Annotated in this window: 21 protein-coding genes; 8 read left to right on the top strand and 13 right to left on the bottom strand. The window is 59.3% G+C overall.

Going from position 1 to position 22,227, the window contains the following annotated elements:
• Nucleotides 1-386, bottom strand: a 386-nt coding sequence (locus WCA10_RS13995; protein WP_472823148.1) for a S41 family peptidase, incomplete at its 3' end; no start/stop codon positions are given.
• Nucleotides 387-672: 286 nt separating this feature from the next.
• Between WCA10_RS13995 and WCA10_RS13990 the strand changes: the two genes are divergently transcribed.
• Nucleotides 673-2,436, top strand: a complete 1,764-nt coding sequence (locus tag WCA10_RS13990; protein WP_472823147.1) for a peptidylprolyl isomerase — start codon at nucleotides 673-675, stop codon at nucleotides 2,434-2,436.
• 105 nt (nucleotides 2,437-2,541) lie between these two features.
• Here WCA10_RS13990 and WCA10_RS13985 read toward each other — a convergent pair whose 3' ends face one another.
• Nucleotides 2,542-3,012, bottom strand: coding sequence for a GNAT family N-acetyltransferase (locus tag WCA10_RS13985; RefSeq protein WP_472823146.1), 471 nt, complete (start codon nucleotides 3,010-3,012; stop codon nucleotides 2,542-2,544).
• A gap of 57 nt (nucleotides 3,013-3,069) precedes the next feature.
• On the opposite strand from WCA10_RS13985, the gene WCA10_RS13980 reads away from it, so the two are divergent.
• On the top strand, nucleotides 3,070-4,101 hold the full coding sequence (locus tag WCA10_RS13980; protein ID WP_472823145.1) for a 3'-5' exoribonuclease YhaM family protein: 1,032 nt from the start codon (nucleotides 3,070-3,072) through the stop codon (nucleotides 4,099-4,101).
• Here WCA10_RS13980 and WCA10_RS13975 read toward each other — a convergent pair.
• Nucleotides 4,093-4,482 carry an EVE domain-containing protein gene (locus tag WCA10_RS13975; RefSeq protein ID WP_472823144.1) on the bottom strand — a complete coding sequence of 130 codons (390 nt, stop codon included), beginning with the start codon at nucleotides 4,480-4,482 and terminating at the stop codon, nucleotides 4,093-4,095. The genes WCA10_RS13980 and WCA10_RS13975 overlap by 9 nt on opposite strands.
• 17 nt (nucleotides 4,483-4,499) lie before the next feature.
• On the opposite strand from WCA10_RS13975, the gene aroC reads away from it, so the two are divergent.
• Genes aroC through rsmB form a run of 4 tightly spaced genes read left to right on the top strand, consistent with a single transcriptional unit; the run spans nucleotide 4,500 to nucleotide 8,479 of the window.
• Nucleotides 4,500-5,678, top strand: coding sequence for a chorismate synthase (aroC, locus tag WCA10_RS13970; protein WP_472823143.1), 1,179 nt, complete (start codon nucleotides 4,500-4,502; stop codon nucleotides 5,676-5,678).
• 6 nt (nucleotides 5,679-5,684) lie between these two features.
• The gene (def, locus tag WCA10_RS13965; RefSeq protein WP_472823142.1) at nucleotides 5,685-6,194 is read left to right on the top strand and encodes a peptide deformylase; all 510 of its coding nucleotides are present in this window, start codon (nucleotides 5,685-5,687) and stop codon (nucleotides 6,192-6,194) included.
• A 4-nt stretch (nucleotides 6,195-6,198) separates the two neighbouring features.
• Nucleotides 6,199-7,134 (top strand): methionyl-tRNA formyltransferase, encoded by a 936-nt coding sequence (gene fmt, locus WCA10_RS13960; RefSeq protein ID WP_472823141.1) that lies wholly within the window; start codon nucleotides 6,199-6,201, stop codon nucleotides 7,132-7,134.
• A 4-nt stretch (nucleotides 7,135-7,138) separates the two neighbouring features.
• A complete protein-coding gene (gene rsmB, locus WCA10_RS13955; protein WP_472823140.1) occupies nucleotides 7,139-8,479 on the top strand; it encodes a 16S rRNA (cytosine(967)-C(5))-methyltransferase RsmB in 1,341 nt (446 codons plus the stop codon).
• A 20-nt stretch (nucleotides 8,480-8,499) separates the two neighbouring features.
• Here rsmB and WCA10_RS13950 read toward each other — a convergent pair whose 3' ends face one another.
• The 7 genes from WCA10_RS13950 to aroB form a co-directional block, all read right to left on the bottom strand.
• Nucleotides 8,500-8,997 (bottom strand): heme-degrading domain-containing protein, encoded by a 498-nt coding sequence (locus WCA10_RS13950; RefSeq protein WP_472823139.1) that lies wholly within the window; start codon nucleotides 8,995-8,997, stop codon nucleotides 8,500-8,502.
• 24 nt (nucleotides 8,998-9,021) lie between these two features.
• Entirely contained in the window at nucleotides 9,022-10,374 is a 1,353-nt protein-coding gene (locus tag WCA10_RS13945) for an MFS transporter (protein WP_472823138.1), read from the bottom strand.
• Between the two features lie 42 nt (nucleotides 10,375-10,416).
• Nucleotides 10,417-11,187 (bottom strand): PASTA domain-containing protein, encoded by a 771-nt coding sequence (locus tag WCA10_RS13940; protein WP_472823137.1) that lies wholly within the window; start codon nucleotides 11,185-11,187, stop codon nucleotides 10,417-10,419.
• Nucleotides 11,184-11,600: an OsmC family protein gene (locus WCA10_RS13935; RefSeq protein ID WP_472823136.1), complete on the bottom strand. Its 417-nt coding sequence runs from the start codon at nucleotides 11,598-11,600 to the stop codon at nucleotides 11,184-11,186. Before WCA10_RS13935 ends, WCA10_RS13940 begins: the two co-directional genes overlap by 4 nt.
• Before the next feature lie 116 nt (nucleotides 11,601-11,716).
• The gene (locus WCA10_RS13930; protein ID WP_472823135.1) at nucleotides 11,717-13,159 is read right to left on the bottom strand and encodes a cation diffusion facilitator family transporter; all 1,443 of its coding nucleotides are present in this window, start codon (nucleotides 13,157-13,159) and stop codon (nucleotides 11,717-11,719) included.
• A gap of 8 nt (nucleotides 13,160-13,167) precedes the next feature.
• The gene (locus WCA10_RS13925) at nucleotides 13,168-13,932 is read right to left on the bottom strand and encodes a ubiquinone/menaquinone biosynthesis methyltransferase (RefSeq protein WP_472823134.1); all 765 of its coding nucleotides are present in this window, start codon (nucleotides 13,930-13,932) and stop codon (nucleotides 13,168-13,170) included.
• Entirely contained in the window at nucleotides 13,929-15,032 is a 1,104-nt protein-coding gene (aroB, locus tag WCA10_RS13920) for a 3-dehydroquinate synthase (RefSeq protein WP_472823133.1), read from the bottom strand. The genes WCA10_RS13925 and aroB overlap by 4 nt, the downstream gene beginning before the upstream one ends.
• A gap of 68 nt (nucleotides 15,033-15,100) precedes the next feature.
• Here aroB and nadB point away from each other — a divergent pair, with 68 nt between their 5' ends.
• Nucleotides 15,101-16,732, top strand: coding sequence for an L-aspartate oxidase (nadB, locus tag WCA10_RS13915; RefSeq protein WP_472823132.1), 1,632 nt, complete (start codon nucleotides 15,101-15,103; stop codon nucleotides 16,730-16,732).
• A gap of 6 nt (nucleotides 16,733-16,738) precedes the next feature.
• On the opposite strand, the gene WCA10_RS13910 is transcribed toward nadB, so the two are convergent.
• The 3 genes from WCA10_RS13910 to WCA10_RS13900 all read right to left on the bottom strand — a co-directional run bounded on the left by WCA10_RS13910 (nucleotide 16,739) and on the right by WCA10_RS13900 (nucleotide 20,081).
• Nucleotides 16,739-17,626, bottom strand: a complete 888-nt coding sequence (locus tag WCA10_RS13910) for a TerC family protein (protein WP_472823131.1) — start codon at nucleotides 17,624-17,626, stop codon at nucleotides 16,739-16,741.
• Between the two features lie 623 nt (nucleotides 17,627-18,249).
• Nucleotides 18,250-19,089, bottom strand: a complete 840-nt coding sequence (locus tag WCA10_RS13905) for a class I SAM-dependent methyltransferase (protein ID WP_472823130.1) — start codon at nucleotides 19,087-19,089, stop codon at nucleotides 18,250-18,252.
• 296 nt (nucleotides 19,090-19,385) lie between these two features.
• Nucleotides 19,386-20,081 carry a Rossmann-fold NAD(P)-binding domain-containing protein gene (locus WCA10_RS13900; RefSeq protein WP_472823129.1) on the bottom strand — a complete coding sequence of 232 codons (696 nt, stop codon included), beginning with the start codon at nucleotides 20,079-20,081 and terminating at the stop codon, nucleotides 19,386-19,388.
• Between the two features lie 85 nt (nucleotides 20,082-20,166).
• Here WCA10_RS13900 and WCA10_RS13895 point away from each other — a divergent pair, with 85 nt between their 5' ends.
• Nucleotides 20,167-22,152 (top strand): EAL domain-containing protein, encoded by a 1,986-nt coding sequence (locus tag WCA10_RS13895; protein WP_472823128.1) that lies wholly within the window; start codon nucleotides 20,167-20,169, stop codon nucleotides 22,150-22,152.
• Nucleotides 22,153-22,227 lie beyond the last annotated feature (75 nt).

The following is a 22,227-nucleotide window of genomic DNA, read 5'->3' as shown; positions in this document are numbered from 1 at the left end:
CCTTCGTACGGGGTGATGACGTAGACCTTGTTATTCTGCTGCTGGATGACCATGCCAACGCCGTAGTAATGTCCGCGCTGATCTTCGCGCATCTTGGCATAGGCCTTCGGGTCGTAGAAGTTTGAGTGTGGATCGAGGACGCGCAACATGCCGGGGATGGCCCCGTCATAGATGGCGGTATCGGCCTTGTCGCCCTGGATAGGCTCAGCGTAGTTCTGCTCGACGATCGCGTAGACGTCAGTGAACGATTTCAGATTGTCGCGAATCTGGCTTTCGTCCTGCGAGGACTGGGCTCCCACCCTGCGCTGCAAAAACGTACCGGCAACCGCGCATACGGCGAAAAAGACGATGAGGCTGAATATTGCCCTGCGGGCAGGGGGAGTCATAGGCGGAAGGAACCTCCGGGGTGCAACTGCACCAGGCGCCTGAAAGGGACCTCGCAGGCCAAACCTGGGCTAAAGTATAGCACTGGGTTGTTTGACGGAGTGCTGGCGGCTTCGGGTAGCCCATTACTGTCGCGGGGAGACGCGAGAACCGGTTTGCGACCGTGGCGAGGCCCGGTTCGTCCCTGGGGAATCCGCTTCTCTCTCGCCGCTTTTGCTGCCCAGGCATTTACAATGACGTCTATGCCTATGGTGGGGAGCCCGCCGACCTCCAGAAGCGTGCCAACTTATGAACCTGAGAATTCTTTGTATCCCCGGAGCGGTTTCGCTCTCCGCACTCCTGCTTAGCAGTTTTGCATTGGCGCAAGCCCGACCCTCGAATCCCGAAAGCCCCTATGGCGGCACAACGGTCGAGGAGATCATTGGGCGCGTGGACGACCAGATCATCACCAAGTCTGACTACGACCGCGCGCAGGCCGAACTGGACCAGGAAATGCACCAGCGAGGCGCCTCGATGCAGGAGACGTCCGATGCCCACAAGGACTTGCTGCGCAACCTTATCGATCAGCAGTTGTGGTTGGCCAAGGGCAAGGAACTCGGCATCACAGGCGAGACGGAATTGGTCAATAGGCTCAACGAGATCCGCAAACAATACAATCTGGCGACGATGGAGGACCTGGAGAAGGCGGCGAAGGAGCAAGGGGTCTCGTTCGAGGACTTCAAGGCCAATATCCGCAACCAGATCGTCACCCAGGAAGTGATGCGCGACCAGGTGGGCCGTAAGATTGCGCCGACTCCGGGTGAGATTCAACGGTATTTTGAGGCGCACAAGCAGCAATATGCGCAGCCGGAGAGCGTAAAGCTGGGTGAGATTCTGATTTCGACCGGCACGCAGCCGGATGATGAGAAGAAACTGACAGAGGCCAAGGCGAAGGCCGACGACATCGAAGCCCGTCTACACGCTGGGGGCGACTTCAGCCAGTTGGCCCGGAGTTTCAGCGAAGGAACGACTGCGGCTGAGGGCGGCGACCTAGGCCAGTACAAGCGCGGCCAACTGAGCCCAATCTTTGAAGAGAAGACGTTTGCGCTCAAGACTGGGGATGTCACGGATCCGATTCTCACGAAACAGGGATACGTGATCTTGAAGGTCATCCAGCACATTCCAGAGGGTATTCCGCAACTGAAGGACGTTGAGAACGACGTTGAGCAGAATTACTTCGAGGCCAAAGCCGGTCCTGCCATGCGCCAATATCTTGCGCAGTTGAGGGATGAGTCGGCCATCTATATCAAGCCGGGATACGAGGACAGCGCAGCGACAGCGGCAGAGAAGCATCCGAGCATCACCTTCAGCGCTTATACGCCGCCCACGACGAAGAAGAAGCGGAAGGTAGAGCGGACCCGGTTCCGCGAGACGACGCGCGGCTTCCGACAGAAGTCGGCGCCGGTAGCGACATCGGATCAGGCGACTGCGGCGGCTCCGGCGAAAGCTGAGAAGGCGAATTCCAAGAAAGATAAAGCCGAGCAGGCTTCGATGAAGCCCGGCAAGAAGGAAAAGATTCGCTTTGGGAAGGCGCCGCAGGAGACTCTGCCGAAAGCTCCCTCGAGCCAGACAGAAGACGCCGGGGCGGGCGATCAGGTGGCCGGAAACGCGGACGCCGAGCCGGACAACCCGCTAGAAAGCAATCCGAAGCCCGAAAAGAAGACGCGTTTCAGTGACCGCGCACGTCTGTCGAAGCAGCCAAAGCAAAAGGGGCCCCGGTTGGATCCGGAGGCTCCTTCGCCCGCGGATGCAGCCGAAGTGGCGGATCGCGCCGCGCAATCCGGACCGCTGGGGCTGGGAGGGAACCAGACTCCGGGCAAGAAGAAAAAGAAGAACACCACGACCGGCGACAAGACACGTCTGAGCGACAAGAAGAAGACTTCGGACAGCACAGAAGACACGGGTGACAAGCCGCTGGGGAATGCTCCGCAACAGCCTGCGCAGCAGCAGGCTCCGAATGCAACCACGCCGGTGCCAACGCAGTCGGGCTTACCGACTGTTCCACCGCAGTAGATCGCGATCATTCCAGAGTTGGCGGGCCTGAGATTCCTCGATCTCGGGCCCGCTTAATTTTTGCCCGGCCGTCAATGCGATGATTATCGGCCTGGTGGATCGGCGCTATTTATGCAGCCAGTTCTTTTCGAAAATATGCGAGACCTTGGTCAGGCGATAGCCATTGTTCTCGTAGAAGCGGTGCGCGTCGAGGCGAGTGCTGCGTGAGGTTACACGAATGACTGAAACGCGGCGCTCCCAACTCCAGGCTTCAGCTTTTTCGCAGAGCCTAAGACCGACTTTTTGATTACGAAAGCCTTCCTTCACCACGAGTCCGCCGATGAGAGCGTAGGGGGCCGATTGGAGCCGATGCTGGATTGATATTTCAATCCAGCCGATTACCTCGTTGGCGAGTTCGGCTACAAAAGCGGCCTGGCTTTGAGGGTGTTTCCCGAGCGATTCAATCCAGGCTGCGACATCGTTGAAGGGACGTTCATAGCCAAGCTGTTGGATGAGGGCGCAAACTTCTGCTGTGTCGCGTGGTTCGACGGGGCGGATCACGAACGTGACAGATTCTTCTGCGGAGGGACCGTTCACGATCACCATGTTCTCACAGAGAGGAAGGCGTTTTGGAAGCGCTCCGCTGGTTGCTGTATGCTTTCCCGCAGCATGAAGGACATCTACATTGCCGATCTGGCGGGGTTCGAAGAGAGCAAGAACTTCGACGCATTTTTTCTGGTGTTGCACAAGCAGCAGCGAACCACAAAGACGAACAAGCCTTATTTGAATTTGATTCTGGGGGATAAGACGGGGCAGGTTGAGGGGCGCGTATGGGATCCGGGTGACTCAAGGATTGCGAAGGATTTTGAGCGAGGAGATATTGTCAAAGTTCGCGGCTGTGTGTCGCGCTTTGACGACCGGCTGCAGATGAAGGTCGAGCACCTGCGCAAGGGCGTCGCCGGCGAAGTGGAGAAGGGCGACCTGTTGCCCTGCACCACCTGCGATGTGGATGAGCTTTGGCACAAGCTGCTGGAATTTGTGGAGAGCTTTACCGATCCGCATCTGAAATTGCTGCTGAATACTCTACTGGCGGATGCGGGACTGGCACAGGCTTACCGCGAGGCGCCGGCAGCCAAGCAGCTTCATCACGCATGGCTTGGCGGCTTGCTGGAGCATGTCGTGAGCCTGCTGACGCTCGCTGATCGCGTGGCGCCGCATTACCCCATCCTGCATCGAGATTTGTTGCTCACCGGGGTTGTGCTGCACGACATCGGCAAAGTGCGTGAACTGGCGTGGGAGATTGGATTTGAATACACGGTGGAAGGCGTTCTGCTGGGGCATATCCAGATGGGGATGGAACTGGTGGAGAACACAATCGACAGCCTGCCTGATTTTCCGCCGCGTCTGAAGACGCTGGTGCTGCACATGATTTTGTCGCATCACGGCAAGCTTGAGTTTGGATCGCCCAAGTTGCCGATGATTCCCGAGGCGCTGGTGCTGAACTTTGTGGATGATCTCGACGCCAAGATGCAGGCTGTCGCGAGTGAGTTCGAGAAGTCCACACGCGAGGGCAAAGGCGCCGACGAGTTGACGGGCCGGATATGGGCGCTGGATCAGCGGCAGATGCTGAACACGCGCGAGTGGCTGAAAGGCGACGCGAAGCCGGAACCGGGAAAGCTATTTTAGAAACCAGTTCCACTGTTGCTCGGTCAGCGGCACGACGGAGAGCCTCCCGATCTTGACGAGCAGGGAATCGGCGAAGATCGGGTCGGCTTTCACCTGGTCCAGCGTCTTCGGGTGCTTGAGGCGATTGCCGACTTTCACGCGCACGATGGGGACCTTGGGGTCCTTGGCATCCACACTGACAACCGTCCCGGTTCCGACGGCGGTGCGTTCATCTCCTGTGTGATAGAAGATCCACTTTGTGCCGGGCTTCATCTCGCGGAGATTCTTGACGGCGGTCGGGTTTGTCACGCCATCCCAGTTCGTTTCTTTGTCGCGCAGGAAATCGTCGAAGGAGTAGACGCCGGGCTCTGTTTTGAAGAGGAAGTAGGCCATGCGCTTCATCGTACAATGGATTCAACATGATCCGCTTTTCAACAGCAGGGGAGTCCCACGGCGAGGCTCTGATTGCGCTTGTCTCGGGGCTGCCTGCGGGACTGCCGGTCGATCTCGCATTCATCAATCGCGAGCTTTGGCGTCGGCAGCAGGGGTACGGGCGCGGCGGGCGCATGAAGATCGAGACGGATAAGGCGCATATCCTCTCCGGCGTGCGGCATGGGAAGACGATCGGGTCGCCGATCGCGATCGAGATTGTGAACCGCGACTGGAAAAACTGGGAAGAGAAGCTGCCGGTGGAGACCGGGGACGTGGCAAAGCACCAGCCGGTGACATCGCCTCGACCGGGGCACGCGGACCTTGCGGGCGCCCTGAAGTACGACTTTCCTGACGCGCGTTACGTGCTGGAGAGAGCATCGGCGCGCGAGTCCACCGCTCGCGTTGCGGGGGGAGCGTTTGCCAAGCTGTTGTTGCGGTACCTGGGAATCGAGGTCGGCAGCCACGTGATTCGGGTGGGACGTGTGGAGTTGGATCGTACGGCCACATGGGACGAGATTGCGGCTGTGGCGGAACGACCGGAGATTGTGTTGAGCTGCGTTGACGGGACGACCGAAGCGCGGATGAAGGAGGAGGTCGAGCAGGCCTCCCGGACAGGCGACACGGTGGGCGGCGTGTTTGAAGTGGTGGTGCATGGCGCGCCGGCGGGACTGGGAACCTACGCCAACTGGGATGAGCGGCTCGACGGGCTGCTGGCGTGGTCGGTGATGAGCTTGCAGGCGGTGAAGGCGGTTGAAATCGGCCGCGGCATCACGGCGGCGGAGTCATTCGGATCTGCAGTGCACGATGCCATCCATTACGCCAAGGAAGATACCGGGAAGCCGACGCGCTTTACCCGTGAGAGGAACAATGCCGGCGGGGTGGAAGGCGGCGTTTCTAACGGCGAGGATATCGTGGTGCGCGGATATCTGAAGCCGATATCGACATTGCGACGTCCCCTCGAATCGGTGCGCTTTGACACGCGCGAAGCGACGAGCGCAAGTTATGAGCGCAGCGATATTTGCGTGGTACCCGCGGCGGGGGTGGCTGCAGAGGCCATGGTGGCGATTACGGTTGCGGGATTGGCGCAGCAGAAGTTCGGGGGCGACTCGGCTGGCGAGATGAAACGAAATTTCCTGGGTTACATCGAACAGATACGGAGCTATTAGGCAGAGATGATTTTGAAGGTAGTCAAATACCCGGAACCGGTGCTCTCGCAGCCCGGCGAACCGGTTACCGAATTCGATGCGGAGCTGAAGAAGCTGGTCGACGACATGTTTGAGACCATGTACGCCTCGCAGGGCATTGGCCTCGCGGCGCCGCAGGTGGCCGTGGCGAAACGCGTGACAATCATCGATTTGAGCCTGGGAAAGGATCCGGCGCAGAAGCTGGTTCTCGTCAATCCGGAGGTGATTCTTCGCGAAGGAAAGCAGTATGAAGAGGAAGGCTGCCTGAGTTTTCCTGAGATTCGCGAGAAGGTGCAGCGCGCCGCAAAGGTGCGCATCCGTGCGCAGGATCTGAAGGGCAAATGGTTTGAGATGGACGGCGAGGAACTGCTTTCGCGGGCATTTCAGCACGAGATCGATCATCTCGACGGGATGCTGTTCATTTTCCGCATGAGTTCGCTGAAGCGAGATCTTGTGCTGCGCAAGATTCGCAAGATGCAACGCGAAGGCACATGGTAAGACCGTGAGGCTGGTCTTCTGCGGAACCCCCCACTTCGCCGTGCCGACGTTGCAGGCGCTGATTGCGGCGGGTCATGAGATTCCCCTGGTGGTGTCGCAGCCGGATCGCCCGGTTGGGCGCTCGCAGGTGTTGACTGCGCCACCCATAAAAGAAACGGCAGTGGCCGCGGGTCTCGAAGTGACGCAGCCTGAAAAAATCAAGAATAATGCGGAGTTTCGGGCGCGGCTTGAAGCGATCGCGCCGGATGCGATTGTCGTGGTGGCCTATGGGCGGATTATTCCGCCATGGATGCTGGCGCTACCGCGGTTGGGCTGCATTAATTTGCATGCCTCGTTGTTGCCGAAGTACCGCGGAGCGGCGCCGATTCAGTGGGCGGTTGCGATGGGCGAAGCTGTTACGGGCAACACCACGATGCTGCTGGAACAGGGTCTCGACACCGGACCGATTCTGTTGCAGCGCGAGGTTGCAATCGGGCCTGAACAGACATCGCCGGACTTGTTCGATGTGCTGGCGAAGAAGGGCGCGCCGCATGTGGTCGAGACGCTGGCTGGTCTTCACGATGGCACGATTGTGCCGCGGCAGCAGGACCACGCGCGGGCAACGCTCGCGCCGATTCTCGATCGCACGGATGGACGCATGGATTTTGCGGGGCGCACGGCAATGGAGATCTGGAATCGGTGGCGGGGGTTTCAGCCGTGGCCGGGAGCATACACTGTGCTCGATGGCAGGAAGTTGATTGCACACAAGGTGCGGGTGGATGGGAAAACCGCACCGGGTCTGCCTGGCGAGGTTGATTTTGCTGACCGCCGCCTTCTTGTCGCGTGTGCGCAGAACACCTGGATAGAGATCACGGAATTGCAGTTGGAAGGCAAGAAGCGGATGGCTGCTTCCGATTTTCTGCGGGGTGCGGGATTGACGCCTGGAATGCGGCTGGGCTAGCGCGATGCATGCGGTTTCGCCAGCGCGGGCAGCAGCCTTCTCGATTCTGGACGTCCTTGAAAAAGGCAAAGGCCATTCCGACGATCTGCTTCGCGGCAGGAGTGTTGCGGAGCTTTCCGAATCTGATCGCCATCTGACCACGGCCCTGGTGCTGGGTGTGCTGCGATGGCAGATCGATCTCGATCGGCGCGTTCTGCCGCTGCTGAAGCATCCGAACGCCAAGCTGGACGCGGAGGTGCTGATCGCGCTGCGGCTCGGTGCATTTCAGCTGCTGCATATGGACCGGATTCCGGTACATGCGGCGATCGATGAAAGCGTGGAACTGGCGAAACGGGCGGGACACCGGTTTGCTTCGGGAATGGTGAATGCGGTGCTTCGCAAAGTTGCGGCGTCGCGCACAAAGGGAGAGGGAGAAGCGTCGGCCGAGCGGGACTGGCGGCGTGGATTTCCAGAGTGGATGGTTGCGCGCTGGACGACGACTTACGGCGAGGAAGCGGCTGGTGCGATTTGCAGGCAAGGACAGAGCCAGCCGAAGGTCACAGTGCCGGCAGATAACGCGGCAATGCGGGAAGAACTCGCGTCGGCCGGAATTGAGTTGGAGGCGGGGCGAATTCTCACGAAGGCGTTCACCGTAGCTTCAGGAGATATCACGGCGAGCGCCCCATTTCGCGAGGGGCGCGTTCGGCTTCAGGATGAGGGGTCGCAATTGGTTGCGGAACTTGTGCCGCGGAGCAAGGCAATTCTCGATTGCTGTGCCGCCCCTGGTGGAAAGACATTGATTCTTGCAGAGCGGAATCCGGATGCGCGCATCGTGGCCTGCGAAGTGAGCCCACAGCGGCTGGAGCGATTGCAGGAGCGGTTGGCTGGATTAGGGGAGCGGGTCGAATGCCGTCTCGCCGACGTCACCGCGCTTGAGGAAGAGGCACAGTACGATGCTGTGCTGGCTGACGTGCCTTGCAGCGGTACGGGCACGCTGGGGCGCAATCCTGAGATTCGACACCGGCTGCAGCTATCGGATCTGAGGCGGCAGGCAGAACGGCAGGGTGCGATTCTTCGCGCAGCTCTACGGGCTGCCAAGCCTGGCGGATTTGTGATTTATTCCACTTGTTCTCTTGAGCCCGAAGAGAACGAGGAGATTGTCGCGGCGGTGCTTGCAGAAGACTCGAATGCGCGACTGGTTCCGCTTCGAGCGCGGATTGAGGAGCTACGTTGTGGGGGCGTGCTTTCTGCCTGGGGAGCAGAGAATTTGCTTCCCGGGATTACGACGGAAGGCAATTTGCGACTTTTGCCCGGGATGTTTGAGAGCGACGGGTTCTTTGTGGCGATGATTGAGAAGAAAGCATGATGCGGTGGCTTGGACCAGCGCTATTCCAACGAAAGCTTTAAAGTCTTGTAGTCTCGACCAAGCAGCACGCAAAGCGCTTCGATCACCAGTTCATGATCCTGGCGCATCGGCAGGCCGGAAACGGTAACGCTGCCGACAACGCCAGCGCCCGTCACGCTGAGCGGAAATGAGCCGCCGTGGGTCGCGTAATCGGCGAGGGATAGACCCTGGCTTTCATAAATCGACTGACCTTTTTGTTTTTCTTGCAGACCGACAGCGTAGGAACTGCGATGGAAGCGAGCGACGACGTTGCTCTTGCGACGCACCCACTCAATATTGTCAGGAGTCGTACCTTCCATGGCGGCGTAGAAGAGCGGCTGTCCGAATCGGCGAACGTCAATGACGACGGCCAGGTTGCGCTCGGCAGCCGTCGCGCGCAGCTTTGATCCAAGCGTCCACGCCGTCTTCGCATCGAAACGCGGCAATGTGAGTTCTTTTTCTTGCAATGCGATTCGTTCCAAGTCTTCGCTCAGGCCCATCGGTTGCGTCCTCTTGCGTTGCCATCATAATGCGTGAGGCTCAGCTCTCGGCGGCATCTTCCACGGGAATTCGCTGCGGCACGATGCCCAGGCGTTCGTAAATGGGCGCATTTCCTTGCGAATAGACTTCAGGCGTGTTGTAAACCAGATGGAGCCCAGGATGCAGGCGACTCCGCTCACGATGACTGTGCGTGGTGCGCCGATGGCGTGGGCGAGGGCGCCGGCCAGCAGGCTGCCGAATGGGGCCATGCCGACGAAGGCCATGGTGTAGTAACTCATCACGCGGCCGCGCACATTCTCGTCGACGAGCGTCTGCACGATGGTGTTACTTGCAGTCATGCCCTGCATCATGCCGAATCCTGTTACGAGCATCATCAACATGGAGAGCCATAAGAAGAGGGAGAAACCGAAAGAAATCAATCCGACGCCGAAGACGGCTGCCGCTATGGGAATCATCCTGGTCAGGCCGCGGACGGAACGCCGCATCACGAGTGAGAGCGCCGAAATGAGGGAGCCGACGCCAACGGCCCCCATCAGAAAGCCGAGCGTGTGTGGGCCGCCATGCAGAACTTGCACAGCGAACACGGGCATCAGCACCATGAAGGGCCATCCCATCAGGCTCAGCAGGGCAAACAGCAGCAGAATGGTGCGAATAGGCGCGAATCCGGCGACATACGTCCAGCCTTCTTTCAGTTGACCGATCAAGGAAGTTGTTGAGCGCGGGACCTGGTCAGGGGCAATCCGCATCATTAGCAAAGAAACAATCACCGCGATGTAGCTGATGCCATCGACGAGAAAGCACCAGCCTTCATTGGTGGCTGCAATCAGCAATCCGGCGAGCGAGGGGCCGATGAGTCTCGCCGTATTCACCATGGAGGAATTGATGGCGATGGCGTTGGAGAGGTCGGCGCGGTCCTCGACCATCTTGACCATGAACGATTGGCGGCCCGGCATGTCGAAGGCGTTGATGACGCCCTGCATGGCACTCAGCGCGAGCACTTCGGCGATGGTGATGCGGTGCGAGAGCGTGAGCCACGCCAGTGCGAGCGATTGCACCATGGCCAGACTTTGGGTCCACACCAGCACTTTGCGACGGTCGATGCGATCGACCAGGACTCCAGCGATGGGAGCGAGCAGAAAGGTCGGAATCTGGCCGGCGAAGCCAACGGTGCCCAGGAGCAGCGGAGATCCCGTCAGCCGGTAAACAAGCCAGGACGTCGCGATGCGCGTCATCCAGGTGCCGATGAGCGAGATGCTCTGGCCGCCGAAGAAGAGCTGGAAGTTGCGATGACGCAGCGCCCGCCAGGCATGCGAAAAGTCGCGGGCGGCGGGTGCAGCCGTTGACTCCTCTTGTGGGTTACGGGGGTCCAGTGTCATGCGTCTTTGATTTAGATGTTTGTTCGAGCGTATCGGCCCGCTCTATTTTGCCGCGGTCAGCTTTATGACGGTGGCCTGGTCGACACGTGCGCCCGCTAAAGGTTGCTGCAGGACGATGGATCCAGGCTGAATGGGAGGCTTGGGCGGCTGGGTTCCGGTGCTTACGGACGGAACAGAGACGTCGACGTATGTTGGGGTATCCACCTTCAGGCCGATTTTGGTCAGCATCGCCTGCGCAGCGATGACGGGAATTTCGGTGAAGTCCGGCATGACATATCCATCGGGCAAGGCGTTGTCGGGCGCGGCTACGACGATGCTTACGCTCGGCTGTGCGATTCCCTGGGAGTGCGCGGGCGGATCCTGCGCCAGCACTGTGCCGTCTTGTGCATCAGGCCAGGGCAGCTTTGCGGTGATGCCCACTTCAAGCCCGGCGCGGCGGAGTCGCAATGCAGCAACGCGGGCATCTGCACCGACGGTATCAGGAACGTCAACCTTTTGCGGACCGAGACTCTCGGCGACGCGTACATGCCATTCGCGACGGACCACAGAGCCCGGCGAAGGCGATTGGGTGAGAATATGTCCAGCTGCAATGTCTGACGAGTAGTAGCGATTGTCGACATCGAGATTCAGCCCCATGCCGGCGGCTTGGCTCCGTGCTTGGGCAACGGTCATGCCTTTCAATGAAGGAATCTTCACCTCAGCGCCATGAATCGCAAAGTGCATTGTGGTGATCGCCGATAGAAGTGCAACGGCAACCAGCAGCATCACGACGGAAGACATGCGAAAAAACCGGATGATGAAGCCCGTGCTCATGGCTCCGGTTCTCCGTCGGGATAGACGATCTGGTAATCGATGGTCGCGGCCTTTTCGAGCATCTTCGATACGGAGCAGTACTTGTTTTTGGAGAGCGAGACCGCATCTTCGACTGCCTTACGGTTGAGCTTTCCGCGAACTGCATAGGTAAGGCTGATGTGCGTAAAGACACGAGGCGGAGCAGGCGCCTGCGTGGCGGCGGCGGTCACGCGGAGCCCGGTGAGGGATTGGCGTTTCTTCTGGAGAATGCTGACGACATCGACCGAGGTGCAGGCGCACAGCGCCATGAGAACGGCTTCCAAGGGGCTCGGTCCGTGCGTGTGGGCGGAATCTCCGTCGATTGTGATGGTATTGCCCTTTTCGGTGATTCCCTCAAAAACCTCACCATGTTTCCACTCGCTGTGAGCGATCAAGAACCCAGCCCTCCCTGGCCATTGATTTCATTATCCGACATTGACGCGAGGCAGTGGCGCCTGTCTAGATGGCAAGGACGTTGGCAGGGTTTCTCCTGCAGCCTGCTCGATTTAAATCAGCGGGTGTTATCCGTGACCGGTTCGGGATGAATTGTGACACGGTGCACCTCGGGGCATTCGAGCTTGAATCGGTCCTCGAGGGAAGTGATCAATTCGTGTACACGATTCATCGACAAGTCGTCAGGAAGCGTGCAGTGGCAGGACAGTGCGATGTGTTCGGCCGTACGCCCCACCAGGATCTGGTGCACATCCACAATCTCCGCATAGTGGCTGGCGGCGTCTCGCAGGGCCTTTTCGATCCTGCGGTCCTCTTCAACCAGCTCATGCGGCTGCTCGATGGTGGCGGGCTCGCTTTCAATGTGCGTGAGGATGGAATCAATCTCTGGAGTTTCGCGCATGATCTCCGCTTCAAGGCTACTGACAAAACTGTGTGCATCGAGGAGCTTCATCTTTTCGTCGAGTTCCACGTGCAACTCAACGTGGAGCTTGCCGTGAAGGGACTGGATGCTGAGATCGTGCACAGCCACATTGTTTCTGGCAGCGACGGCCCGCACGCGGTCGAAGATACTTTCTGCCCTCGCTTGCCGCGGAACCGTGTGTATCACGACATCGGCGGTGGGAAGAGCGCGATGCACGGCTTCAGTCGCCGCGCGTACCAGTTCGCCAGTGTGCTCAAAGGTGAAGCTTCGCGGCAGGGCGAGTGTGAGGTCAGCAAAATAATTGGGTCCGGCACGTCGAACCCTCGCCTGTTCCACTGCGAGCACACCGGGCACGCGTTCGGCTTCGAGAATCACGCGGAGGCGCGTTTCTGCCGGGATCTGATCCATAAGCACACCAATGGTTTCCTTTGTCAGCTGGGTGGTGACGCGAAGAATCATCAGCGATACAAAGATGGCGGCGACCGGATCGGAGTAGCGCAACCAGTTGACGTGGAAAGCGATTCCCACCCATGTGGCGAGCAATCCGGCGAGCACTGCGAGCGATGCCCAGATGTCGGATGCGAAGTGGAATGCATCCGTGGCAAGCGCCGGCGATCCAGTTTGCTCGGCGACACGGCGCAACTCTCGTGACCGCCAAAAATCGACGCCAATCGAAGTGAGCAGCACCAGGACGGGCCACACGGAATAACGGAGTTCGAAGGTGTTATGGAGGATTCTTTGGATTGCCGCCCAGATGATCCATGCGCAGGAAAGGGCCATGAGGCCGGCTTCGAAGAAGGCCGAGAGATTTTCGACCTTTCCGTGGCCGTAGGTGTGATCCTCATCGGCGGGTTTGTCGGAGACGCGCACCGAGAATAACGTAATCCCAGCTCCGGCGAGGTCGAGTCCCGAGTGCGCTGCATCGGACAAAACGCCAAGGGAGCCCGAGATGAGTCCTGCCGCCAGCTTAAGCGCAGTCATGCAGGTGGCCGCCAGCATCGACTTGAGCGCGACGCGCCGCTTCAGAGCTGACCATTCGATCGGGCTGGGTGCGGCGGGGCTTTCGGCGGCAGAAGTCATTGCGCCTCCTAGAGTACAGTCGGGCGCACCGCCGTGTACAACCCGGCGATTCCGAAGGTGTAGGGTTTCCATTCGCAACTGGAATAGCCGGAGCCGTGAATCATGGAAAGCATTTCAGGGGGCTGCGGGAATGCGCCGACAGAAGCGGGCAAATAGCTATACGGACCGTCGTTGCCGCAGATAAGGCGCCCGATTGCCGGCAACACCCGGCGAAAGTAAAGAGCGTAGATTTTCCCGATGAGACCGCCGGGCTCGCTGAATTCGAGGATTCCGAGTTGGCCGCCGGGCTTCAGGACGCGCTGGAATTCGCGCAGTCCGGCTTCGTAATTCGCCAGGTTGCGGAAGCCGAACGACGTGACGACCAGATCGAGCGATTCCGAGCGGACTGGCAGGTGAAGCGCATCGGCTTCCAGAGCGATTGCGCTGGAGCGATTCGGCGGTTGCCGGCTGAATTTCTCCGCGCCGCGGCGCAACATGCCATGCGCAAAATCGGCTGCGAGAATCGGACGGGCATCCGCGGCGCGGTGCTTTAAGAGGGCCATCGTCAGATCCCCGGTGCCGCAGCAGATATCCAGCACCGCTGCATTCGGATCGGCCAGCACGGCGTGGAATCTCGATGCCGTTCGCGACCACCAGAGCCGATCGACATTTGCCGAGAGGACATGATTGAGCAGATCGTAGCGAGGTGCGATCGTATTGAACATCTGCTGCACCGCTGCGGCTGCATGGGCTTCGTTCTCGGCTCCCAACGGCTTAGCACCCGTCACGGTCATTGCGCGCGGGGCTCCCTGGCCTGCGAAAGCATATAGCCGACGGCAGCCTGCAACTCCGAGGTCTCCAGGTCTTCGATCACGCCGGCGTCGCCGATCCCGATTGGAAGCACGAATCGGCGGATCCCGCCGATGTTTTTCTTGTCAGCGCCCGTCGCTGCAATCACTTTGGCAGGGCGAAGTTTGAGCACCGGCAACGGTCCGTAGAGGTGAATGAGGCCCTCAAGGCGCGCGGCCTGTGCACCGGTGATGCTCTTGCGCCGATGCGCGACGTAGAGCGCGGCAATCATGCCCCAGCCCACCGCTTCGCCATGCAGCAATGCCTTGTAGCGTGTTGCCTGCTCAATGGCGTGGCCGACCGTGTGGCCGAGATTCAGAATCATGCGCAAGCCGTTCTCGCGCTCATCGCGATTTACGACCGAGGCCTTCATGCGGATGGAAGCGGCGATCACTTTTTCAAGAGCCTTGGGATCCCGGCCGAGAACTGCATCGGCCTGCTCTTCCATGAAGCGCAGGAGGGCGCGATCGCGAATAATGCCCGCCTTGATGCTTTCCATGAGGCCGGCGCGCAGTTCGCGATCAGGTAGCGTACCGAGCAGATCGATGTCGGCAAAAACGGCGACAGGGTGATGAAAGCTACCGACGAGGTTCTTGCCCTCGGGAAGGTTGACTCCTGTCTTTCCGCCTACGGACGAATCGACCTGCGCGAGAAACGTGGTCGGCACCTGGACGTAGCGGATTCCGCGCAGGAAAACTGCGGCTAAAAATCCGCCGACATCGCCAACGATTCCGCCGCCAAAGGCAATCAACATGGAACCGCGGTCGCCGCCGGCATCCACCATCTGGCGCAACAGCCGGTCAACGCTCTGTATCGTCTTGTGCTTTTCGCCCGCGGACAGAAAGAGCGTTACTGGGGGCTCGGAGAATGACTTGAGAAACGCATTGCCCCACAGCGCCCAGATCTCCGGTGAGGTGAGGACGAAGACGCGGCGCGGCAGTTTTCCTGCCACGCGTTGAATGCGCGAAGCGAGCGAGCCGATCAGTCCGCTGCCCGTCATCACGTCGTATTTTGCCGAAGGAGTGTCGACTCGTATGGTTTGCACGCTGCTTCCATCCTAAAGGACTGAAGCGCGTACCGGCTCTGTCTCGCTTCGTCGGTGCTCTGTACTGAATGATAGCCTCGAAAGTGATGGTTCCAGTGTCTTCGGTGGACTTTCTGGTGATGGGCGCGGGCGTGGCGGGATTGCGTGCTGCGATTGACCTTGCGGATCACGGCGAGGTCCTGGTGATCACGAAAGAATCGCTGGGGGAATCGAATACCCACTATGCGCAGGGTGGTATTGCTGTCGCCGCGCAGGACGATCAAGCGGACATCAAACTTCATTTGGAAGACACCCTTTCCGCGGGCGACGGGCTGGTATTCGAACCTGCAGCACGAGCGCTTGTCAGCGAAGGGCCCGAGCGCGTTGCTGAGCTGATTGAGTGGGGAGCGCATTTTGACAGCGAAGCGGGCAGGTTGCTGAGAACGCGGGAAGGCGCTCATTCGCTGCCTCGCATACTCCACGCAAATGGGGATGCTACTGGCGCCGAGATCAGCCGGTCGCTGGTGGCGTACGCCCATGCGCATCCGCGCATCCAGTTTGCAGAGTGGACGATGGTGACGAAGCTGCTGGTGGAGGATGGTCGCGTAGTCGGCGCCGAGTTGGCTTCGGCCAAGGCTGAGGGGGGTGAGAGCCGAGATCGGAAGCGGATTGGTGCGCGGGCTGTCCTGATTGCGTCAGGTGGCGCTGGGCAGGTTTATAGCGATACTACGAATCCAGAGGTTGCTACGGGCGACGGGCTTGCGCTGGCTCTCGAAGCGGGTGCGCAGCTTGCGGACATGGAGTTCTATCAGTTCCATCCGACGGCGTTCTCGCTGGCGGGAGCACCGCGCTTTCTGATCTCGGAGGCGCTTCGCGGGGAAGGAGCCAACCTGCGCAACGATCGTGGCGAACGCTTCATGGAGCGGTATCATCCGCTGCTTGAGTTGGCTCCGCGCGATGTCGTCGCGCGGGCTATCACACGCGAAGGGTTGGGCGAGCGAGGAGAGGCGCGTACGGTTTACCTCGATATGCGCCATGTGGAGGGCGTCGATCTGCGGCTGCGATTTCCGGGGATCAGCCGGTTTCTTGAGCGGTACTCGCTGGAACTTTCAAGGGATCTGATTCCGGTTCGGCCGGCTGCGCATTACCTGATGGGCGGGATTCGGACGGATTTGATGGGGCGGACGACCGTGCGTGGATTGTATGCGGCGGGCGAGGCGGCTTGCACGGGTGTGCACGGCGCGAATCGGCTGGCTTCCAATTCGCTGCTGGAGGGGCTGGTGTTTGGCGCGCGGGCGGCGGAGGCGATGATTGGGGATTCGCTCGAGCTGGTGACGGTGGACGGCGGGGTTTCCGAGACATTGACGCTGGACGCCGGCGACGAAGCTCTCGTTGCGGATCATGTTGGTGCTTTGCGGCGCGCGATGTGGGCGGACGGCGGATTGCTGCGTTCCGCTTCGAGCCTGGAGCGTGGGCTGCTCGCACAGGCGGAATGTGCAGCAGGCATCGAGCGCTTCGAGCAGCAGGGAAAGAGCAGCCGGGCGCTTTTCGAAGCGCGGTCGCGTGCGCGCGTGGCGCGGGCGATTCTGTGCTCCGCACTGGCGCGGGAGGAGAGCCGGGGAGCGCATTTTCGCAGCGACTTTTCGCGGCGTGACGATGAGCGCTTTCAGAAGCACTCGATCTATACGGCGGATGGAATCGTCACCTTTGAGGCTTTGTGAGGGTGGTCAGGATGATGGATCGTTGTGGGTCGTGGAATCGGCGGGCTTGCTGCCGGCGAACCAGGAAACGACAGCACAAATCGCCAGGATCGCGCCCATGATGGCGAGCGAGATCGTGATGGGCACATCGAGCCAGTGCGAGGCGAGCATCTTGAAGGCGACGAAGGCGAGCAAAGCGCCGAGGCCGTAGTGCAGGTAGCGGAGGCGATCAAGCAGCGCGGCGAGTGCGAAGTAGAGAGAACGCAGACCGAGAATCGCGGCGATGTTCGAGGTGTAGACGACGAACGGATCGTGCGAGATGGCCAGCACCGCGGGAATGGAATCCACCGCGAACAAGAGGTCAGTGAACTCGACCGCGAGAATTACCGGAAGCAGCGAGCCCTTGGCAGGCTGCAGGCGGCGAATCCACTCGGGAATGGCAGCGTGCGCGGAACCGCCGCGCATCAGCCGGAATGCAGCGTAGAGCAAAAACAGACCGAAGACCCAGGTGATCCAGTCGAAGCGCTGGATCAGAGTGACGCCGGCGGCAATGAACAGGGCGCGCAAAACGATTGCTCCCGCAACTCCCCAGAGCAAGGCGGTATGCTGCCGCTTTTCGCTGATGCGGAAGCCTCGGAAGAGGACCAGGAAGACGAAGAGATTGTCGACGCTGAGCGACGTCTCGATGGCATAGCCGGCAACGAATTCGAGCGCGTGATGCTGGCTTTGCCCGATCGCGATCCAGACGGCAAACACCATCGCGGCTGCCACCAGCACGCCGGTCCATATCCATGCAGTTGCCTGGGAGCGGGGCTCATCGGTTCGGTGCGCCGGCAAGAAGGCGTCTACGAGCAGGAGCACGAGGACTGCCAAGTGAAAACCGATCCACCATCCCCAGGATGCGCCCGCGATCATTCTTTGAATGCTACAGGAGCAGTGGGCGGTGGGCAGTGGACAGTGAACAAAAGGAACAAGTGAAGAAGTGACTAAGTGAACAAGTGAAAGAGTGAACTGTGAACAAATAAACGGGGATCAGTGATTAGTGGACGGGATGGCGACGGATTCTCTGTTCTGTTCGGCATGCCGCACCCATCAGGGCCTCTTCCAGGAGCCCCCCCTATTATCCCGTCTCTTTGGGTAAATATCCTGCTTTCATTGGGTTAGAGATAGGGGGTGGCGCCAAATTACTCCGGTCATTGGACTTCGCTGCAGATGATTCTACGGATTGGAGTTAGCTCCGACCGCAGCGGTCAATTTTCAGGTGATCCGTGGTCAGAGAAGGAAGATGAACCTGTATGGATGCAGCCGCTCTCCGGAGAGATGTTGATTCAAGTTCATTGTGCGCCAAGGACGGGAAATAACCTGCAAAATGGCGAAAAGAATTTGCCGTGTGTTTTGAGTGGGTTAGGCGGGAATGTTGGAATGATCGGCTTGACACAAAAAAATCCGGAAGTTTCGGGCATCCCTCCGAGGGGGATTCCGAAGGGTGGGCAACCGCCTCATTCAGGGAAGAGTTTCAGACCTAGAAGACGTTCGAATCAGTGCTTCGCTTGGACAACGTGAGCGCCAAGGTGTCCGGGCGCGAGTGACTGGATGGCGTGGCCGAACCTGGACGCGATCTGGTGGAAATCGATGTCTTTGGTGGCGCTAAATCCGTGCGAGCGAAGAATCGCTGCAATGCCGGCCGGCTCGAAACGGCTGCAAGAACGTTCCCCAATTTTATCAAGCTGTTCGGCCCGCGCTTTTTCTATTTGCCTTAGCTCTTCAGAGAATGCTTCGGGAGGTTCCATGTAGTCGAACACCACCTCCGAGTTCGGGATGGACGACATGTAGTCCAGAGTGCGGACGATCGCGTCCTTGGTCAGATAGGGCACAACGCCGAGCCAGGTAAAAAACGCGGGCGCGTTCTCAAGAAAGCCTGCGGCGGCGAGCTTCTCTCCCACTTCGTCCCGCTCGAAATCGACTGGCACGAGAACGAGCCATGGCGGAAGGGTGATTTGAGCTTCGGCCAGCCGCTGGAGTTTGCCGGCCTGCGTGGCGGGGTGGTCAATCTCATAGATACGGATGTCGCGTGCGCGATGAGGATTACGAAGAGCGAACGTGTCGAGCCCGGCGCCAAGGATAACGAACTGCCGAACCCCTCTTTCGACCGCACCTGACAAAGCGTCTTCCGCAATCCGGCTGCGCGCGGCGGTGAAGAGACGTCCGATGCTGGCCAGGGGGTGTTTGTTCGCAAACTGAAGCACCTCCTTTTCGTCTTCACCGAGAATCTTCATGGCAAAGGGGTCATCGAGGATTGAGCCATGATCGAGCAGCTGATGAGCAGCGCGTTGCCGGGCGATCATCAGGGCTGTGCGGCTGGGTTCATTCGGCTTCATGTACGAGGTCTCCTGAGATAGACCGGGGGAGAAGCAGATCCTTCACTTCGCTTACCCCACGAACGCTTGCGTTCGTGGGGCCCCAAGACGCTACGTTCAGCGATGACACGGCATTGGGGATGAAACAGCACGGGAGAGGAGACAACGAGAGGGAGCTGGGCGACTCAGGCGTCGGTATTCGCGGAACCAAGCAGGGTTGGTGCTTTCCCACCCTTGACCACCCCACGAAGATCGACCCCTTCGTGGGGACCCCGGACTGCTACGCCAGGATGGGGCACCGGCATGTTTGGAGAGGCTTAGGTTGGAGCACCCGGCGCGGTCTTGAATTCGGCGGCGAGTTTTTTCATGGCTGCATTTTCGCGGGTAACTTCGCCAGCCTCGCGACTGTGCAAAGCGATCTCCGCGGCGATTGAGCGGCCGAGAATTCGCTGATCGATATTGCCAAACGATCCAGGCACGAGGCTTCCCAACCAAGCGACCCAGGCCGGGGTATGAGCGTTGCCGACAATGATGCCGGGGCGAAAGATGGCGAGGCGGGTAAAGCCGATGTTGCGCACGGCGTCTTCCTTCATGCCCATTACGCGGGCATAGCGAAGCCGGCTGCGCGCGGAGCTTCCTGCCGCGGAAAGCAGGCAAAACTGGGCGATTCCGGCGTCATGGCAACCACGCGCAAAGGCACCTACGACGCCGATCTCGAGTCGTTGCAGTTCTTCTTCGCTCCAGCGCGCCGATCCAGAACCGACACCCACACAGCTGACGGCGCTGACGGGACCCTGGCTTAGAATTTCGCGGGCAAGTGCGGCAGTATGCCCGGCAAAGTCAGCAGAGGCAGTGTCAAGGACGACGTTGCGCACTCGCGATCGCGAAGCAATTGGCTTCCGGGTGACCATCACGACTTCGCGGCATGCCGAGATTGCCAGCAGTTCTGCGACGGCTGCGCCGCCGACTTGTCCCGTACCACCGAGGACAATTACCGCGAAATCCTGATTCACAGGGAGGACCTCTGCCCGCGAACAGAGAGGTGATTTAAATCACATTCCAAGTAATGACCTCAACCTAACATATATATTGCCATCCATGGACGAGACGCAGAAACTTGATCATTCGAACCTTCGCAGTGCATTGGAAAACGGAGAATTCTTTCCGTATTTTCAGCCACTTGTGGTTCTCGCAACGGGCAAGCTTCACGGGTTTGAGGCGCTCGCACGTTGGCAGCACCCGAATTTCGGCATGATCGCTCCAGATATTTTCATACCCCTGGCGGAGAGCCATGGCTTGATCGGTGAACTCAGCAGCCAGATCCTGCAGAAGGCATTTGAGGCGATCGCGCTTCACGGAGAGGGTCTCAGGCTCGCGTTCAATATCTCCCCGCTGCAACTTAAAGATCTGAATTTGCCGAGACGTATCCGGCAGATCGCAGAGGGCGCTCGCTTTTCCCTTGAATGCGCCACGGTTGAAATCACTGAGAGCGCAATAGCAGAGGACATGAACGCGGCCCGCAGTATATCCATAGATTTAAAGGCGATGGGATGCCGCATCGCGCTGGACGACTTCGGAACGGGATACTCCAGTCTCTATCATTTGAAGTCTCTTCCTTTCGACGAATTGAAGGTCGACCGGACATTCGTCAGCTCGATGGCGACTGAACGGGAGAGCCGAAAGATCGTAGCCGCCGTCGTGGGGCTTGGACAAAGCCTGGGACTGGAAACGATAGCCGAGGGCATCGAGACCCAGGAGCAGGCGGACATGCTCGTGCGCCTTGGCTGCGAGATGGGGCAGGGTTGGCACTACGGACGGCCGGCCCCGGCTGAGCAGCTTCCATCTGTCATCGAGTTGCGACGGCCCCGCGCGGTTTCGCGCGCTGGCAATGAAGGCATAGGGTCGTCGGTCATTTGCAGGGAGGGGCTTCCGTCACAGCGTCTGGCTCAACTGCAGGCAGTTTACGACGGCGCGCCCGTAGGGTTGGGTTTTCTCGATCGAAATCTGAAGTACATCAACATCAACCGCAGGCTTGCCGAGCTACATGGTGTCTCGGTCGGGGACCACTATGGAAAGACGCTTGCCGAAGTCATCCCGAAGTTGTACCCGACTCTGGAGGCCCACGTAAAAGAGGCCCTGAATGGAAAGGGGACTTGCGATCTGGAGATTCGCGAGCCCGCTTCGCACGGGCATAGCCGGAGAACCTTTCTCGTGTCGTACCAGCCGGCATTTGATGAGGCCGGAGAGGTCGTTGGCGTATCTTGCGCGGTGAAGGATTTCACCGCTCGAAAAGATGCCGAGGATAAGCTTCGGCAGTACGAACGACTCGTTGAGGGTCTCGATGAAATGGTTGCCGTTGTGGACCGGAATCATCGGTATGTACTCACAAATCGCGCTTTCCTTGAAGTGTTCGGCGGGGCCAACTCGGGAATCGAAGGGCGGTCAATCCGGGAATCCATCAACAGGGATGTGTTTGAACGGATTGTCATCCCGAACCTCGAGCAGTGCTTCCGCGGGAATCCTGTTCTTTTCAGCATGGAGTATGACCTACCGGGGATCGGGGTGCGGCACTTGAGTGTTTCCTATTCGCCAATTGAAGTCTCCGGGGTGGTGGAAACGGTTGCCTGTGTGCTGCGGGATATCACGGACATGAAGCGAGTCGAACTCGTGGAAACGGGTTGGCGGAAGCGCATCGAACTGGCAGAGTGTGCAGGCTTACGCATCGGCCTGTGGGATTGGGACATTCGAGCGAATACCGTTGTCTGGTCCGATGAGTCCTATCGCCAATGGGGATTCACGCGCGAGGCGTTTTCCAGCAAGGTCGCTGATGCCGTTCCCAGAATCCACCCCGAGGACCGCCCGTTAGTGGATTCGGCAATTCGAAAGGTCATTACTCGCGAAACAGACGAATACGCGGCTCAATATCGGGTTCTGAGACCGGATGGTTCAATCTGCTGGGTTGATGCACGCGGTGTGATGGTGGGCGATGCTTCCGAGCGCATGATTGGCATTGGCATCGATATCACCGACCATATGAAGAATCAGGATTCAACGAGCCATTCTGCATCAGACCTCTACTTCTAACCATGAACAATTGAGTCCCTTTGTATCGGGAGTGTCCGACCGTTCAACGATCAACGGCCATTCTGCAGTGTCGAT

Origin of the sequence: Occallatibacter sp., assembly GCF_049582745.1 — a bacterium.
In the GTDB taxonomy this organism is placed as follows: Bacteria; Acidobacteriota; Terriglobia; order Terriglobales; family Acidobacteriaceae; genus Telmatobacter.
This window is presented reverse-complemented; position numbering and strand designations above follow the sequence as displayed.